The sequence below is a fragment of the Nostoc sp. genome, from assembly GCF_036916985.1.
Lineage (GTDB): Bacteria > Cyanobacteriota > Cyanobacteriia > Cyanobacteriales > Nostocaceae > Nostoc.
In genome coordinates this window covers 54119-70410 of the sequence record NZ_JBALFD010000055.1, presented here as the reverse complement: position 1 = coordinate 70410, position 16292 = coordinate 54119, and the positions used below count along the sequence as shown (strand labels likewise).

Annotated in this window: 16 protein-coding genes and 1 pseudogene; 7 read left to right on the top strand and 10 right to left on the bottom strand. The window is 40.1% G+C overall.

From position 1 onward, the window contains the following. The first annotated feature begins 182 nt into the window (after positions 1–182). Positions 183–1049 (top strand): calcium-binding protein, encoded by an 867-nt coding sequence (locus V7L07_RS19210; RefSeq protein ID WP_335060478.1) that lies wholly within the window; start codon positions 183–185, stop codon positions 1047–1049. A gap of 248 nt (positions 1050–1297) precedes the next feature. Here the strand turns inward: V7L07_RS19210 and V7L07_RS19205 are convergent, their stop codons facing one another. The 3 genes from V7L07_RS19205 to V7L07_RS19195 form a co-directional block, all read right to left on the bottom strand. Beyond that, complete coding sequence (locus V7L07_RS19205; RefSeq protein ID WP_335060476.1) at positions 1298–2200, bottom strand: XDD3 family exosortase-dependent surface protein; 903 nt, start codon at positions 2198–2200, stop codon at positions 1298–1300. Positions 2201–2797: 597 nt separating this feature from the next. Further along, the gene (locus V7L07_RS19200) at positions 2798–2923 is read right to left on the bottom strand and encodes a hypothetical protein (RefSeq protein WP_335060474.1); all 126 of its coding nucleotides are present in this window, start codon (positions 2921–2923) and stop codon (positions 2798–2800) included. Between the two features lie 64 nt (positions 2924–2987). Next, positions 2988–4121, bottom strand: coding sequence for an SAM-dependent methyltransferase (locus V7L07_RS19195; protein WP_335060472.1), 1134 nt, complete (start codon positions 4119–4121; stop codon positions 2988–2990). Between the two features lie 128 nt (positions 4122–4249). On the opposite strand from V7L07_RS19195, the gene V7L07_RS19190 reads away from it, so the two are divergent. The 4 genes from V7L07_RS19190 (at position 4250) to V7L07_RS19175 (ending at position 8737) form a co-directional block, all read left to right on the top strand. Continuing rightward, positions 4250–5353, top strand: a complete 1104-nt coding sequence (locus V7L07_RS19190) for a fatty acid desaturase family protein (RefSeq protein WP_335060470.1) — start codon at positions 4250–4252, stop codon at positions 5351–5353. A 435-nt stretch (positions 5354–5788) separates the two neighbouring features. Next, positions 5789–6799 (top strand): tryptophan--tRNA ligase, encoded by a 1011-nt coding sequence (gene trpS, locus V7L07_RS19185; RefSeq protein ID WP_335060468.1) that lies wholly within the window; start codon positions 5789–5791, stop codon positions 6797–6799. 58 nt (positions 6800–6857) lie between these two features. Beyond that, entirely contained in the window at positions 6858–7778 is a 921-nt protein-coding gene (locus V7L07_RS19180; RefSeq protein ID WP_335060466.1) for a methylenetetrahydrofolate reductase, read from the top strand. Positions 7779–7900: 122 nt separating this feature from the next. Next, entirely contained in the window at positions 7901–8737 is an 837-nt protein-coding gene (locus V7L07_RS19175; RefSeq protein ID WP_335060465.1) for an Rpn family recombination-promoting nuclease/putative transposase, read from the top strand. Positions 8738–8803: 66 nt separating this feature from the next. Here the strand turns inward: V7L07_RS19175 and V7L07_RS19170 are convergent, their stop codons facing one another. Together V7L07_RS19170 and V7L07_RS19165 are read right to left on the bottom strand one after the other, a co-directional pair. Beyond that, a complete protein-coding gene (locus tag V7L07_RS19170; protein ID WP_335060464.1) occupies positions 8804–9352 on the bottom strand; it encodes a phosphate-starvation-inducible PsiE family protein in 549 nt (182 codons plus the stop codon). Positions 9353–9440: 88 nt separating this feature from the next. Continuing rightward, positions 9441–10364 carry a tetratricopeptide repeat protein gene (locus V7L07_RS19165; RefSeq protein ID WP_335060463.1) on the bottom strand — a complete coding sequence of 308 codons (924 nt, stop codon included), beginning with the start codon at positions 10362–10364 and terminating at the stop codon, positions 9441–9443. Positions 10365–10629: 265 nt separating this feature from the next. On the opposite strand from V7L07_RS19165, the gene V7L07_RS19160 reads away from it, so the two are divergent. Then, complete coding sequence (locus V7L07_RS19160; RefSeq protein WP_335060461.1) at positions 10630–12678, top strand: elongation factor G; 2049 nt, start codon at positions 10630–10632, stop codon at positions 12676–12678. Between the two features lie 50 nt (positions 12679–12728). Here V7L07_RS19160 and V7L07_RS19155 read toward each other — a convergent pair whose 3' ends face one another. From V7L07_RS19155 to V7L07_RS19145, 3 genes are all read right to left on the bottom strand, one after another. Further along, a complete protein-coding gene (locus V7L07_RS19155; RefSeq protein WP_335060459.1) occupies positions 12729–13199 on the bottom strand; it encodes a hypothetical protein in 471 nt (156 codons plus the stop codon). A gap of 140 nt (positions 13200–13339) precedes the next feature. Then, on the bottom strand, positions 13340–13765 hold the full coding sequence (locus V7L07_RS19150) for a PIN domain-containing protein (RefSeq protein WP_335060457.1): 426 nt from the start codon (positions 13763–13765) through the stop codon (positions 13340–13342). Then, the gene (locus V7L07_RS19145; RefSeq protein ID WP_334776446.1) at positions 13755–14012 is read right to left on the bottom strand and encodes a hypothetical protein; all 258 of its coding nucleotides are present in this window, start codon (positions 14010–14012) and stop codon (positions 13755–13757) included. The genes V7L07_RS19150 and V7L07_RS19145 overlap by 11 nt, the downstream gene beginning before the upstream one ends. Before the next feature lie 671 nt (positions 14013–14683). Here V7L07_RS19145 and V7L07_RS19140 point away from each other — a divergent pair. Next, positions 14684–14932: a UPF0175 family protein gene (locus V7L07_RS19140; protein WP_335060455.1), complete on the top strand. Its 249-nt coding sequence runs from the start codon at positions 14684–14686 to the stop codon at positions 14930–14932. A gap of 100 nt (positions 14933–15032) precedes the next feature. Here V7L07_RS19140 and V7L07_RS19135 read toward each other — a convergent pair. After that, positions 15033–15457: pseudogene (locus tag V7L07_RS19135) on the bottom strand (Uma2 family endonuclease); the annotation flags it as partial. Between the two features lie 27 nt (positions 15458–15484). After that, a complete protein-coding gene (locus tag V7L07_RS19130) occupies positions 15485–16186 on the bottom strand; it encodes a hypothetical protein (RefSeq protein ID WP_335060454.1) in 702 nt (233 codons plus the stop codon). Between the last annotated feature and the right edge of the window lie 106 nt (positions 16187–16292).

Sequence of the window (16292 nt, the reverse complement as noted above, 5' to 3'; positions counted from 1 at the left end):
AGGATTTGGCAGAAATTAAGTAAATTCGTCATTAGCCTCTTGTATAAATATTTTTGTTTCAAGCAAAGGCGCAAAGAAAAGCCTGAAAATAACGACTTTTGTAAGAAGCATATTAATTATTTATTCATTCTTGGTAAATAACTAATAACTAATGACTAAGAAATATAAAAGCGATATTTAAAATGCGAATTATTTTTACCATTGCCCATTTTTTCAAACCTAGCGGTGAGGGTCGTCATGCTTCCCAACGAAAAGACCCACAACCTCGTTTGCAGGCATTAACTACAAGCCTTACTGCCTTACACCAATTATTTGGTAAATCTCAAAGTATCATCAATATCGCTCAACGACTAGCTTTCCCTGCTAATCAGCCACAGTCTCACGAAATCGATATTGTTATTTGTACAACGAAAGATAATCATCTTCTGAATCAGCTTCCCTTATCATCCCATTTATATAGGCATCATTCTAGCAATGCAGAACCTATGCTTTTAGGGTTTGAATGTCAAGCTGTTCTGCAAAGTTGTCTTGGTCAATATGATTACTACTGTTTTCTTGAAGATGATTTAATTATTCATGATCCTTGGTTTTTTATAAAATTAAACTGGTTTACCCAACAAACGGGTGATTTAAATTTACTCCAGCCAAATCGTTATGAAGTGTCCTCCCATGCTTTGGTTCAGAAAGCTTACATTGATGGAGATTTGGCTTTACGAGTAACTGCTCCTTTTCAAAATGTTCAACAGCAACAGGAACTAAATGGCGCAATTATGAATGCACCAATTACCTTTCGTCGTGCCCTCAATCCTCACGCAGGTTGCTACTTTTTAAATGCAAATCAGATGGCTCAATGGGCTAATCAAGCCTATTTTCTCGACCGGGATGTTAGCTTTGTTGGGCCTTTAGAAAGCGCTGCTACTTTAGGAATTATGAAGACGTTTCATATCTACAAAACCTCACCAGAGCAAGCAAGCTTTTTGGAAATTCAGCACTTTGGCACAGGATTTCTGGGGCTAATTGGCGGACAAGTAGGTTTGGTAGAAAGGTAGATTTAATTTAATAGTTTGACTATCTTTATAAGTCAATACAGTTCAGATAAACCCAAAACACTTGTAGAGACGGCGATTTATGGCGTATCGAAAACCCAAAATTGTTGCCAGTCGCCCTTAACCCAAGCGTATTGCTTTATAAGTAGAAAGTTAAATATATATTTTTACTTGCTATTTTATAGTTTTATATGAATAAAAAAATAGGGCGAGCATTGCTATGCCTACCCTATTAATAGCTACAAACTTATTTAAGCATGTTGTTTTTTCTTGCGAAGCTGTGGAAGTTGGCTGGCCATAAAACTCAAACCTGTTAAGAGTAAACCAATTGTCCCGGCTGATTCTGGTACAGACTTGAGATCGCCCTTGAGAGCTACTCCATCATTACCGCACTCCAAGAAGATATTACTAACATAATTACCCTCGCCTATTAAAGCCTTATCAAAGGAAAAGCCAATTGTGTATTGCCCAGTAGCAGAAAAGTTACCAAAATTTAGTCCAGCAGCATTGAGTTGCTGATCGTTGAGCATGGAGATATTGCCAACTTTCGTGCCTGACCCAATGGCGTTGAGAATCGGTGTATTATTCCAAGTAGGATTCTGAGCGACATTAGAGCCGTAGTAATAGTTGTAAACGTCTTGTGTAGTCGCTAAGTCTGTGCCTTGAGTATTATTCTGACCCCAGCCCCAGTCGTAATACCACTTCAAGTTGCTGTAGCCTCCATGTTGTGTAGTGATACTCTTTGCTTGGACTCCTTGGTAAACTCCTGTTGTCAAGCTACTATCATAGTCGGCAAACCTCACACCAAATAGCTGACCACTTTGACTAGCTGTTTGGAAGTCTTGACCTGAGAAATTGAAGAATAAGTCGCTCCAACCAATATGGACTGAATGACCCGGATTCCAGTAGTCATCGGAATCGGTTGTGCCACCTAGAGGCATTCCGCCTGTAAGAGCAACATAGATTTTGTCACCGGAGTCTTTGACCGCCATGCCTTTGATATCAAAAACCGAACCTCCAGAACCATCCTGGAAGGAATCTATACTATAGTTCCATCCATCGACAAGTTGTCCGGCACTTGCCTGTTGATTAGATAGACTCAGGAGGCTTACGCTGATGGCTGTAGTGGCAAGAAGAACTTTTAGAGTTTTCATATTTATGAGAATATCTCCGATTAGGCAATGATTTTTATCTGTGAAAAGCCTAACCAAACTTATGTAAATTCTGTAGTGTTCAAGATGATTTTTTTTAAAAAAATCTCGTGAATTATTTTGCTTATTTATCTTTGAAAACTCAGTATTGTACTTATTTACTCAGATTGTATTAATTTGGTTATTTCATGTCTGAGATGATTTAATATCTGGTTAATAACGTGGAAATATGTAAGGTTATGATATAAAAATATGTGTTTTTAATAAAACGCTAATTATTTCAGCGTTATATCCTTGATTTCAATTAGATTGGTATGTTTTATTAAATAGGATATTTTGGGTTTATACGTAGAATCAACTGCCGTCTGGAAGGTTAGGACGTAAAGAGAACGTAAGTTCGACAAGTTATATAGCGTCCATCTAATTGTCCGTAAAAACAGACCGCTAAGAGATTTTACTAAGCAAAACCTTCCCTCTCCGAAGGTGTACACACAAGTGGTATCTGCAAGGATTTCAAGCTTTTTAGACCCAATAAAATTGTCATTACGAGCGGAGGAAACGCAATGACGTAGTTATAAATAAATTTTCTCACCCACCTACTTAATTTGCTTTTTCTGTTTTTTGTGATTGCTGCTGTTGTTTCAATGCTTCCAGTTGCACCTTCACTTCATGACGAAAGCTGAAGAAGTATTCACCAAAACTCAATGCTACAAGGTAATCATACAATCAATGCGGTTTCTGGAGAGCGTTGTCTACGACGGGCTACGCTTACGCTACTACTCTGAGTCTATTAAGCATGAACCATTAAGTACTGACCGTTCCCATTGTATTCACCATCGCAACTAGCGAAATTCCGAACAAACCATATTAAATAAAACCTCCATATCCGACGAAATTTTGCATAATCCATGCCATAATTCAAGTCTTTAATTGTTACCTGATTTTCGTCAAAATTCTCTAGCCATTTGGCAAATGTCTGAGAGTAATTGGAACCGTTCAAATACCATCTTTCAATTGTTTTGAGGTCTTTATTCCGGCTAGGAACTGCATCGTAGTTCCAATACCTCCCGTGGGGAAAAATGTATTTGTGCGTAAAAGCACTGGATATATTATTAGGGGTACGAACTGTAATGATATGAATAAAAACCTTGCCATTATCTTTCAGCAAACTAGCTAATTTTTGAAAAGAGTTAGTTAAATTACCAACATGACAAAAAACGCCAATCGAAAGGATTTTATCAAATTTTGTTTCAAATTTTGCATCATTTAAATCTCCTTCGTACAGCGTGAATCGACCTGAGCTGAGGTTGCTTTCAGGATCTTGCATCTTCTGGCGCATATATTCACATTGCTCGTGGCTCAAATTCAGACCGACAAATTTGACATTGGGAAATTTGGAAAGAATGTAATTCGGCACGCATCCCCAACCACAGCCAAAGTCTAAGATATTATCTCCATCTTGAATATCTAACTTCTGAATTACATCATCGATCATATCTATCTGAGATTGCTCAAGGTTTAATGCTCCTTTTTCCCACAATCCCATACTGTACTTAGGATAAATTAGTTTCCCATCGCCCAACATCTTATTCAGCATCGCTTGAGGTAAGTCATACTGAATTTTCATCAAATCCCGTGGGCCTTCCGCAAGATGATCAGTTTCTTTTAATACCCATTCATAAGGTGCTAAAAGAGCGGGAAAGTACTTAAAAAAGACAGGCATACAAGTATCAAAAAGAGATTCTAGTACTGAATCAGGAACTTCTAACCCATTGATATAAGCCTCAGCTACCGCCATTTGTATCGTGTTGACTACCTCTGCTGCCCCACGCGTTGCTGTATATGCTAGTGGGGTTTTAATATTCAAATCTCCTACTAAAGGTATATACTTTTCTAGAGATTGTAGTGTATCAAGATAAACCATGTTTAAACTCCTAATTTACTTTCCGCATTCAGCTATAATAGCAATAGCAAAATTAGGGTAGAAATTAGATTAATTTTTGAAACTTTTTATTCTAATAAAACTTAAATAAAGTTCAATAATCAATATTTATGGAAGTTTGTAACGCCCAAAAGTTAATTTGCCAAGCAGAGTATGCAAAAACATTGCGTCCCCTACTTCCTGCGGAGGCATTTCTTCCCGATCCAAGTAAATTAGTAATTCTATTAATTAATTGGGCAATTTTAATTCTAGGCTGGGCGATCGCATCTTATCTAGATCGTTGGAATTTATATCTTTTATGGCTTTATTTGCCTTTAGCAATAGTGATGGGTAATAGTGTTATCGTCTTGCTATTTAGCTCCCATGATCTGATGCATGGTAGCGTAATTAGAAACTCTCATATACTACTCAGAATTATTAGCTTGCTAGGGCTAGCAATGTTGTGGATGCCACCCACCTTGTGGAAAGCAGTACATAATCGAGAACATCATAATAAAACTAATTCCTTAGCAGATCCTGATCGCAATTACTTATACAAGCAGCCGAAAACGTGGGGTAAATGGATTCAACATGTATGCGTACCTTCTGCGGAGGTTAATCCCATCAGTTTAATAGTGGGAATGGCAACTGCATGGGGAACACATAATCTTAGGAATTTGGCCTCTGTACTATTCTTTAATAGTAAATCTGTGAATTTTGTTCCTGCTGCCTTTACAGTCAAAACTAAAGAGCGTTGGTTAATCGCAGGTGAACTTTTTGTAATTTTCATGATTCATTTGAGTATCTTGGTATATTTACAATTTAATTTCCTAAAAATCGTGTTGAGTTACTTTCTGCCTATTGGAATTGGTTATGCTGGAGCAATATTTTACATCTATACAAACCACATGCTTTGTCAGATGACAAGCGTCAACGATCCACTCATTAATAGTATTTCTCTGCGTGTCCCTCAAATATTTGACAAATTGCATTTAAATTTTTCTTATCATACAGAACATCATATTTTTCCGGGAATCAACTCGGACTATTATCCCCTAGTGCAAGAATTGTTAAAGATCCACTATCCTAAACGTTTAAATTTATTAGATGCGAAAGATGCTTGGCACTTGCTTATGCAAACGCCAAGACATTACAAAAATGAAGATACCTTTACTGATTGGGCAGGAGAAAAGTCTGTTTCTTGCGCTATCATCGAGAATTACAAAATTATATAAGTAGAGCGGCATGAATAATTCAAGGTTTGTAGTGTTCGCGAAGCGTTCCCGCAGGGTAGCCCTCTCTGCGAGACGCTTTGCGAACACTACAAACTCATCTCAAGATTTTTTATTTATTCTCGCCTACTTACTTAAACTGATGTTTGCTATTATCTGGGAAGCAGTGTTCACTAAGAGATTGCACAAAGATAGGTTCGACTCTCACCGTTGCTAAGAAGTTGTTTGAAAAGTGGCTGGCTGTAATTTTAGGCACTTATTGGTGCCATGCTCCCGTTGAAATGCCAAGTAATGTCTAGGATTATCTAGGTTTTATGTAGCAGTCAACTCCAATATTTCAACGGCGAGTTGCGCTGGAAAATGTCAAAATTAAATGAGTTTTGCGTAGGCGCAAGCGACTTGACATAGGGCGGATTTGAGATAACTAAGTTGAAATTTATGGGCAAGCAACGTGTTCTTTCTGGAGTTCAACCAACCGGCAATTACCATCTAGGTAACTACTTGGGAGCTATTCGCAACTGGGTAGAAGGTCAGAGCGAATACGAAAATTATCTTTTTGTGGCTGATTTGCATGCGATTACAGTGCCACATGACCCAAAACAGTTGGCAGCTGATACCTACACTCTTGCTGCTCTTTATTTAGCTTGTGGTCTTGATTTAAATCACTCCACTATCTTTGTACAATCCCATGTTTCGGCCCACAGTGAACTCACCTGGCTGCTTAACTGCATTACACCTCTAAACTGGCTGCAAGACATGATTCAGTTTAAGGAAAAAGCTGTTAAGCAGGGAGAAAATGTCAGTGCAGGCTTATTGGATTATCCTGTGCTGATGGCAGCTGATATTTTGCTTTACCAAGCGGATAAAGTGCCAGTGGGTGAAGACCAAAAGCAACATTTGGAATTGACACGGGATATTGCAGCTCGGCTAAATCACCAATTTGGTAAACCAGATCAACCAGTTTTAAAGTTACCAGATCCTTTGATTCGCAAGGAAGGGGCAAGGGTGATGAGTTTGGCGGACGGTACACGCAAAATGTCGAAGTCCGATCCTTCTGACTTAAGCCGGATCAGTTTGCTAGATTCACCAGAACAGATTCAATACAAGATTAAGCGTTGTAAAACCGATCCGATTCGTGGGCTGACTTTTGACGATCCAGAGCGTCCAGAGTGCAATAATTTGTTAACACTGTATACATTGCTTTCTGGGCAGAGAAAGGAAGATGTAGCAGTTGAGTGTCAAGATATGGGCTGGGGACAATTCAAGCCATTGTTAACAGATTCAATTATTGAATCTCTGAAACCAATCCAAGAAAAATATCAGGCGATAACGGGCGATAAAAGTTATTTGGAGTCTGTGTTGCGGGATGGAGGGGAAAAAGCGAGAGCGATCGCCAACCAAACTTTATCACAAGTTAAAGCTGCTTTAGGCTATTCTCTGCCTCTATAAGTTTTCACCTTGAGGTGTGATTTGCTATACCATTTAAGAAATTGAGATTCTTAATTTTATGCATCACACCCATAGCCCCACGGCTTTCCAGAGAGCTGTACAAGCAGGTGAATTTCTAGTTACCGCCGAGGTAGCACCGCCGAAAGGGGGAGATCCAACGCACATGATTCAAATGGCGGCGACTCTTAAGGGGAGGGTTCATGCCGTCAATGTTACTGATGGTAGCCGCGCCGTGTTACGGATGTCTTCGTTAATCGCGTCGGTGATTTTATCACAAAACGGCATAGAGCCGATTTGTCAACTTGCTTGCCGCGATCGCAACCGCATTAGTTTACAAGCTGATTTAATGGGCGCTCATGCTTTGGGTATCCGTAATATTTTAGCTTTGACTGGCGACCCAGTAAAAGCAGGCGATCATCCAGATGCTAAAGCAGTGTTTGACTTAGAAGCTGTGCGACTGCTGCAACTGATTCGGAAGATGAATCAAGGTGTTGATTTTAATGAGAAACCTTTAACTGATGGAGCGTTAGATTTATTTGTTGGTGCAGCAGTAGATCCACAATGTAAAAGTTGGTCGGGTTTGCAAAGTCGATTTGAACGCAAAATCGAAGCCGGAGCGCAGTTTTTTCAAAGTCAGTTGATTACCGATTTTGACCTGCTAGAAAAGTTTATGGATACGATTGCCGCTGGCTATAAAAAACCAATTTTGGCAGGAATCTTTCTGTTGAAATCGGCAAAAAATGCCCAGTTTATTAATAGATGCGTTCCGGGTGTAAATATTCCCCAACATATTATTGATAGATTGGCAAAAGCCAAAGACCCTTTTGAGGAAGGGATAAAAATTGCCGCCGAGCAAGTGCAAATAGCGCGGCAATTATGTCAAGGAGTTCATGTTATGGCGGTGAAACGAGAAGATGCGATCGCGCCAATTTTAGATTTAGCTGAGGTTGCTCCAGTTAATCAGTTAGTATCCAAGTAAATAAGATAATAAATCTTTTATGAAAGCAGATGGTTCCATCTGCTTTTTTTATCCTGAATCAGACGTATATACACAATTTTTGATAGACTTTCAATATCCAATTTTTGCTTTAATAAATCCAGGTGAAAACTGACAAAATATTTTATAGCTTATTTCAAGCTTTTCCTAGCATATTTTTTGCAATAGTTGGCGATAATACTATTAATGCCAATGCCTATAAATTTGTTTCAGTTGAAGTAAAAGAAAATGCTTTTAGGATTGATGGGGTATTTATCCCTACAAGTGAAACTACAAATCAGCCACTTTACTTTGTTGAAGTCCAGTTTCAATTAGACTCAACTTTTTATAGACGCTTCTTTGCTGAAATCTTCACTTACTTTCGTCAAAACGAATCAGTCAATTTTTGGCGTGCTGTGGTTATCTATCCCCAAAGGAGTTTAGATCCAAGCGATCGCCTACCGTATGAGTTGCTTCTAGACAGTTCACAAGTGCAACGCATTTATCTAGATGAATTGGATACGAGAGAGGACTCACTGCAAGTTGCGATCGTTAAATTAATTATCGAAAGGGAAGAGACAGCCATTGACAAAGGTAGAGAATTAATTTTACAAGCAAGGCAACAACTGACAGATGAAACAACCACCAAGCAAATTGTAGAATTAATAGAGACTATTCTGTTGTACAAATTTACCCGGTTAAGCCGAGAGGAGTTAGCAGAAATGTTGGGTATAGATGACGAATTCAAAAAAACAAGGATGTATCAATCAATTAAAGAAGACGGCTTAGAGGAAGGTCGCCAGGAAGGTCGCCAGGAAGGTCGCCAGGAAGGTCGCCAGGAAGCTAAGTTAGAAGCTATTCCTCGGTTGTTGGCATTAGGATTGAGTGTGGAACAAGTGGCGGTGGCTCTCGATTTGACAGTGGCGCAAGTACAGCAAGCAGTCCAGAATCAGTCTGGCTGATAGTGGACGCTGCTTGCATCTAATGTAATTAGCAAGTGCGTAGGTGTAGCCAACGCACTTCAAAACTTATCCAAGCGGTTGGTTCTCATCGCATTGACGTGAATACTGTAATTCCAACTCATTTTGCCGTTCCCTACCTCCTCTATACACAACCGGACAAAATTTAGTGTCATGGCTTATACAATCCATGTGTGGCGTTTTAGCACACACCACGAGTAGTCCACCCAGAACAAACAACAAACCACAAATTGCAAGGGTATTAACCCAATAAATTTCCAGCGCTCCGTGAACTACTACCTCTCGCAGTAGAGATACAATTGTTACCTCAACTGCCACTCCTACAGAGATACTATGTTCTTGCAAATAGACCATTAATAGTCGGAATAACTCGACTAAAATCAACACAAATAGTATTTTTGCAGTCACATGTTTATAGTCTAGCGGCTGCGTGAGGGCGATAGCTATCCCCCACAATTGGATTAGCATGACGGCGAACAAACCCAAACATAAAACAATCACAATTAAGTCTTGAAAGGCTTCCATATTGCGAACAATTGATTGCCGATCAAGCCAGCGATCGCTAAATAAAAATCGACTTTTCTGGCGCTTTTGCATGTACGTTTTTTCCAATCTGGACTAGTTCAGACAACACCAGCGAGTCAACCCAATAGTTTTATATTATGCAATCTTAAGCTTTTGCGCCTCAGCGAGGTTGGTAATTTAAATTTTGTACTTGTTGCAACAATTGCTCGGCATTTTTCGCCCACTGAGGATTCTTCTGAGTATTGTATAAATCTCTAGCAAATTGCAATACTTGTACTGCATCGCTATATTGCTTTAACTGCATAAAAACTAACCCTGCACCATAATAAGCATTAGGATAATTAGAGTTAGCTTCGGCTGATTTTCTAAAAGCCTCTAATGCCTCTTTTAATTTACTTTGTTGAAACAAAATTGAACCGAGGTTGTAGTAAGCTTCGGGATACTTTGGATTAATTTTTATTGCCTGATGAAAGGCACTTCTTGCTTGATCAAGTTTACCTTGTTGGAGATAACACATCCCTATATGGTAAGGAGGTTCTGGTGCATTTTTGCTATATTCTATGGCTTTTTTAAAAGATGCGATCGCTCGTTTACAATCTCCTTCCTGCTCTCGTACCAACCCCAAGTTATAATGGGCGAATCCGAGTTTGGGATCAATTTCTAGCGCTCGTTGTAAGTAATCGCTAGCTAACTGTAAATTATTGCCTTCTAACAACGCACCGCCTAAATTAGCAAAAGCTGGAGCAAATTTCGGATCGGCTTGCGTCGCTCGATAAAATGCATCGGCGGCGGGTTGCAATTGTCCCGTTTGTCGGTATGCTAGCCCTAAATTATAGTACGCTGGTGCTAATGTCGAATCTAATTTAGCTGCTTGTTTAAAGGCAGCGATCGCATCTTGTACCCTTCCCGCCTGAATTGCTTGTAAGCCTTGATTTAACCAGTCTATTGCAGTTTTAGCATTTGATTGTGCCAGCTTTGAGACGATAGGAGGAGATAAAGCAAGAGAGGGGGAGGAAATACTCATAAACAGCAATGTTAAACTTGCTAACCCTGCTATGCCATATTTAGAGAATGATAATCTCATTGATTTTCTGACTCACAACACTTCCAGTTAAATTTACTTCATAAAAAGTTTTTTACAAAAGTTTTTGATTCTCTATAAAAATTTGTGATAGTTAACTTTTCTTAAGCTAAATCTTACGACAGGCTACAATTTTTTTAACTTTCGATTAAAAGGAGCATAATAACAAATTAAAGAAGGGGTAATTTTGACTCCAGAGAACCATTTTTTATCCCTTGATATCTACGGAATAATGCGGTTATAAAAGACTTACCGCAAGGGAGGTTTTATGAACGAAAAAGTAAAATCGGGTTCGCGGAATGTTGCAATTGTCGGGCCTTATTTAAGTGGAAAAACCACTTTACTAGAAAGCTTGTTATTTGTCACAGGGGCAATTTCTCGCAAAGGGAGTGTTAAGGACAGCAATACAGTAGGAGATAGTGCTGCCGAGTCGCGCGATCGCCATTTCAGTGTAGAAGTCAGCGCCGCTAGCACCGAGTATAACGGTATTCGCTTCACTTTTCTTGACTGTCCGGGAAGTATAGAATTTGCCCAAGAAACATACAATGCCTTAATCGGAGTCGATGCCGCAATTGTAGTTTGCGAACCCATCCGCGAACGAGTCCTCACCCTCGCCCCTCTATTTAAATTCTTGGACGATTGGGAAATTCCCCACCTCGTCTTCGTCAACAAAATGGATCGGGCAAATATTCACGTTTTGGAAACGTTACACGCCCTGAAAGCAGTATCTAGCCGTCCTCTGGTAGCACATCAATATCCCATCATGAATGGGGAACAACTCACCGGCTTTATTGATATGGTGAGCGAACAGGCATATCAATATCATCCAGGCGCACCTGCTGACCCCATTCCCTTCCCCGAAAATTTAAAAGAAGAAGAACATACAGCACGGGCAGAAATGCTCGAAGCTTTAGCAAATTTTGACGATCATTTACTCGAAGAACTTTTAGAAGACATCGAACCACCCCAAGAGGAAATTCTCAAAGATTTAAAAATGGAATTAGGGGCAGATTTAGTAGTGCCAGTTTTCTTTGGTGTGGCAGAACAAGATTATGGTGTTAGACCTCTATTAGAAGCCTTATTACGCGAAGCCCCCGAACCAGAAACCACAGCAGAACGTCGTTTAAAAAACTTAAAAGGCGATACAGCTTTAGCGCAGGTATTAAAAACTTTCTACACTCCTCAAGGTGGCAAACTCTCTCTAGTGCGTGTTTGGCGGGGCAAATTAACTGATGGCATTGTCCTCAATGGTATTCGCACTGGTGGAATTTACCGCCTCATGGGACAACAACAGCAGTTTGTTAATGAAGTTGGCGCTGGTGAAATTGTCGCATTGAGCCGTTTAGAAGGAATTAAGACAGGGGATACAATCTCCACAGAACAGCAATCGGTGATGGAATTACCCAAAGCTGTACAGTTAGAACCTGTGTATGCCCTCGCCATTACCCCAGAAAAGCGCAACGATGAAGTTAAACTCAGCAGTGCTATTACCAAGTTGTTAGAAGAAGACTCCTCGCTTGCTTGGGAACAACACGGCGACACGCACGAGGTAATTCTTTGGGGTCAAGGTGAGATTCATTTGCAAGTCACCCTAGACAGACTGCGCCGTAAATATAACTTGCCGATGACAACCCACTTACCGCAAGTGCCTTACAAAGAAACCATCCGTAAAACGGTGGCTTCTGTTCATGGACGCTACAAACATCAAAGCGGTGGTCACGGACAGTTTGGTGATGTTTTTCTCGAAATCAAGCCTTTACCACGTGGTACAGGTTTTAATTTTAATGAAACCATTGTCGGCGGCGTGGTTCCTAAACAATACATTCCTGGCGTAGAAATGGGCGTGCGGGAATTTCTCACACATGGGCCTTTGGGCTTTCCAATAGTGGATTTGGCCGTAACTCTAACTAATGGTTCCTATCACAACGTTGACAGTTCCGAACAAGCCTTTAAGCAAGCTGCCCGATTGGCAATGCAAACGGGGATAACCCAAGCGGAACCTACCTTGTTAGAACCAATTCTGCGGGTGGATGTTACCACACCGAGCGAATTTACCTCCAAGGTGCTGCAACTGTTGAGTGGTAGACGGGGGCAAATTTTAGGCTATGAGGGCAGAAACGATTGGCAAGGCTGGGATAATGTCTCTGCCTACTTGCCACAAGCAGAGATGCAGAACTTTATTGTAGAATTGCGATCGCTCACCTTGGGCGTTGGTTCCTTCCACTGGGAATATGACCATCTCCAGGAAGTGCCGGAAAAACTCGCCGAACGTGTCATTCACAGCAATGGCAACGGTGGTAACGGCAACGGTAAGTAATTTTGGATTTTTTTTAATCGAAGCCCTGCACTTTTAAATGCAGGGTTTTGTTAATGAATATTTAATACACTCTGGACGTGCTGTTGAAATGCTAATCCTTCTTTACCCCAACGGGTTTGGAACTTTTGTAGATTTTCCAATTTTATTGCTTTTCCAAATGGAGGAAAATAAATGGAACAATCAAATACTTTGTTGTTTTCTGGAGGATGTTCCCAATTCTCGGTCATCCAAATCACCTGGACAAGACGATAAATATTAAATTCCTCTCCAGCATTTCCATCAGGATAAAGCTGCTTATTCAGCATTTTAACAATGTGCGTTACTTTGCTACGTTGTCTTAAAATCATCAGTTCACCTTCTTGTGGAGTCTTGGCATTTATTTCATCTTTATTTTCTAAATTTCTCCAATGTAAAGCAAAAATCTTTAATTCTGGATGTATAGTAAATATGCTTTGATAAGCCCAATGTTCACCATCTATAGGTTTTACGTTTTTAGTCCAAATTAATCCATTTAAATCCATAACTATTGCTCAATCTTGTTTTAATAGAGAAGCTTCAGTTATAGTTTTCCCGAAAATCTTGCTAAAATAACAAAACTTCGTTTTTGTAAATATTGTCAAGGCTGCGATTCCCAACTCATTTAATAAGTCGGGAATCTTTTTCAATCTATAAAAGGATTTGTAAACCTCACGCCTTCAACCATTGCACCTGATGCAAAGTCTTCAGTATAAATTTCTTCAATTTGGTTGAGTCGCGCTGTTGCCCAAATTTGCGCGTCCCAAAAACTGAAGTGATGGGTTTCCACACCGCGAATTGCTTCTAAGGAAATGAGTCGTGTAATATCAACAATATGGCAAGCAGCTAAATAGTTACGCATTCGTACCAGTGCTTCAGCAGGAGTTAACAGCAAACGCCGAGTCCGGGTTGTGACCATAAAAAACTCTCCTAACACCTGGGTACTAATTACTGCCTTTCCAGAACGAATCAATTGGTCAGTAAGTGCGATCGCTCGTTCCTGTTTTGCAGTATCTAGTGGGTCGTAAATGTAAACGAGAATATTAGTATCTAGTAAAACCCTACCGTTCATAAAGGTCTTCACGCTGCCAATCCCGACCTCCAAGTTGAGCCGGTCGAGTTTTGATTTGGTCAATAAATTCTCTTTCGGCTTCCCACATTGCAAGATTGCTTTGGGGTGGAGTTATTTCACCAAGATGAAGATCAATAGCTTGGCGAATAATCTCTGCTTCACTTACACCCGCTTGTTGAGCGATCGCCTTTAGTAGATGCTCTTGACGTGGTTCAATATAAATCTGCTTACGAATTTTGCTCGACACAATTTAGGTTGTACATAATGTATACATTACATTATACATTATTTATGAGTAGAGATGCGATCTCTCACCTTGGGCGTTGATTCCTTCCACTGGGAATATGACCATCTCCAGGAAGTGCCGGAAAAACTCGTCGAACGTGTCATTCACAGCAACGGTAAGTAATTTTGGATTTTGACTTAATTGTAGAGTAGCGTAGGCAATGCCTGTCGTAGGTATCCCTCCAAGGCTCAGATTCCCAACTTATCGAAGAAGTCGGGAATCTTTTTTAATCTGTAAAATGATTTTAAAAGCCACCAAATTTTTAATTTGGTAAGAGTCTTATACCAATTCTGTATGAAGATGCGCTAAACCATATTTAAGTACAAGGAAGAAAACGAACCGCAAAGGACGCAAAGGACACAAAGAAAGAAAAAAAGAAAAAAAGAAAAAAAGAAAGAAAGAAAGAAAGAAAGAAAGAAAGAAAAAGGTTTGGCGCAATTGAAAACAGTGGCGATCGGGGCGCGGGCTAACAGCGGATGCAAAAGCTTTTCGCGTAGCCACTGTCCAAGGGGTTGATTTTAATGAACTTAGCACACTTCAAAATAAGTACTACTATGTAAAATAGTCAATCTGTTGTGTTGAGGTTTCTTCTTGGGCTACCGTAAAGATATAATCGCTAAACTAGCCTTGCTATGAGTGTTATAATCTCAGACGAAACTCTACAAGCATCTCAGCTTACCCCAAGTGAGTTTTGTAAAGAAATTGCGCTGTTCCTATTCCAGACAAGACGCTTAACGATAGGCTACGCCAGTCAGCTAGCGGATATGCAACCTAATACCTTTCGCCAACTCCTCAAGCAGCGAAACATCCCTCTCTACTCCTACGACGTTGAGGACTTTGAATTAGATTTGAAAAATCTGCGAGAGCTTGGAAGGCTGTGATTGTTATCAGCGATACGTCGGCAATCACAAATTTTGCAGCAATTCAACACTTGCAACTTCTGCCTCAACTCTAAGATTGTTCTTTAGGATGAATCAGCTATCCCATCTGAGTTCCATACTTCAGGCAATGCAAAATATTCTTGGTAACTTTAGTTTGACTTTGATCGGGAGATAGAATTTCAATTGTCCAATCTGGGGCAATTGAAAAAACGTTAGCAATCCCACCATTTTCTTTACGGGGAATTCTATCCCACGTAAACACAGAAATGTCAGGCACAATTGAACGATGCGGCGGGCTACGCCTACGCCAAAAGTACACCGAAGCTTACAAAATGCTCGTGCAATCTGTTTAGGTTTTACTACCAAGTTAATTGCAGGTGCTAACTCGGTCTGAATCGCGCTGTGTTCTCCTTGCGGCATCGGTTTTTGGATGATATGCCCATCAATGTATTCACTGGCCGGTTCTGTCTCTGGCAGATCCAGGAATTCACTTAGAGTCAGGGCTTTAGCAGGGATCTGTACCATTTCAGGTTTCCGTCAAAAACTCATTATTCATTTGCACATTTGCAACGTGCGGCGATCGCTAGCAGTGATAGAATTTAACCGATAAAAGTCTTGCAGAGCCAGTGAGTAAGCATAAGAATTTGACTCATCATCATTAATTTTGGGCAGTCTACTGCTTGTAGCTACCTGATTCGATTGATTAGAGTTGGCTTCATTTGACGAAGTATTAACCGTCATTGCCAATTCTCCTGATGGGTTGATTGTACCCTGAAAACAATTAAACTCTGATTGGGGCATATACAATGCACCCGTTACCTTATCTTGCTGCTTTTGAAAGATGATATAACCTTGACCAAGCTGGTTTGGTTTTGGGGATTGCCCATAGAGGTAAATCCCATCTTTTACAGGAAAATTTGCTTTTGGTAAAACTCTTGCGCTTTTTGAAGTCCCCTGATCGCCCGGAACCAGCGCTGTGATTGTAGGTACTGTTTTTTCGCTCTGATGGAAAAAACCCTCTCTCTCTCCAGAAGCCGCATGAAGTTGACTTCTTTGCTCTCGAACTTTTCTCAACTGCGACAAAAGAGAGTTTTCAGAGGTTTTGTTAATCTGAGCCGATGATAATCGAGAATCTGTTAATGATATTACTTGAGTCTGCTTGGCTATAAAGCCCAAACCGAGAAGTAAGCCTAAGCCCGCAAGGGAAATTGCCCACTTACGGGGAGATAATAACTGATGAAGGTTGTTAAGCACCCTACTTCTCCTGTTAAAAAACTAACTAAGTTCTCTAGAACTTACTTAAATTATCACCAAGTCTTAATTGTCAAAGACTTTATTCACGACTTATATTACTATTGTC

Bases quoted from the DNA above. Each gene is read 5' to 3' on its own strand.
- V7L07_RS19210 (WP_335060478.1), top strand. From the start codon at position 183: ATGCGAATTATTTTTACCATTGCCCATTTTTTCAAACCTAGCGGTGAG.
- V7L07_RS19205 (WP_335060476.1), bottom strand. From the start codon at position 2,200: ATGAAAACTCTAAAAGTTCTTCTTGCCACTACAGCCATCAGCGTAAGC.
- V7L07_RS19195 (WP_335060472.1), bottom strand. From the start codon at position 4,121: ATGGTTTATCTTGATACACTACAATCTCTAGAAAAGTATATACCTTTA.
- V7L07_RS19190 (WP_335060470.1), top strand. From the start codon at position 4,250: ATGGAAGTTTGTAACGCCCAAAAGTTAATTTGCCAAGCAGAGTATGCA.
- trpS (WP_335060468.1), top strand. From the start codon at position 5,789: ATGGGCAAGCAACGTGTTCTTTCTGGAGTTCAACCAACCGGCAATTAC.
- V7L07_RS19180 (WP_335060466.1), top strand. From the start codon at position 6,858: ATGCATCACACCCATAGCCCCACGGCTTTCCAGAGAGCTGTACAAGCA.
- V7L07_RS19170 (WP_335060464.1), bottom strand. From the start codon at position 9,352: ATGCAAAAGCGCCAGAAAAGTCGATTTTTATTTAGCGATCGCTGGCTT.
- V7L07_RS19165 (WP_335060463.1), bottom strand. From the start codon at position 10,364: ATGAGATTATCATTCTCTAAATATGGCATAGCAGGGTTAGCAAGTTTA.
- V7L07_RS19160 (WP_335060461.1), top strand. From the start codon at position 10,630: ATGAACGAAAAAGTAAAATCGGGTTCGCGGAATGTTGCAATTGTCGGG.
- V7L07_RS19155 (WP_335060459.1), bottom strand. From the start codon at position 13,199: ATGGATTTAAATGGATTAATTTGGACTAAAAACGTAAAACCTATAGAT.
- V7L07_RS19150 (WP_335060457.1), bottom strand. From the start codon at position 13,765: ATGAACGGTAGGGTTTTACTAGATACTAATATTCTCGTTTACATTTAC.
- V7L07_RS19140 (WP_335060455.1), top strand. From the start codon at position 14,684: ATGAGTGTTATAATCTCAGACGAAACTCTACAAGCATCTCAGCTTACC.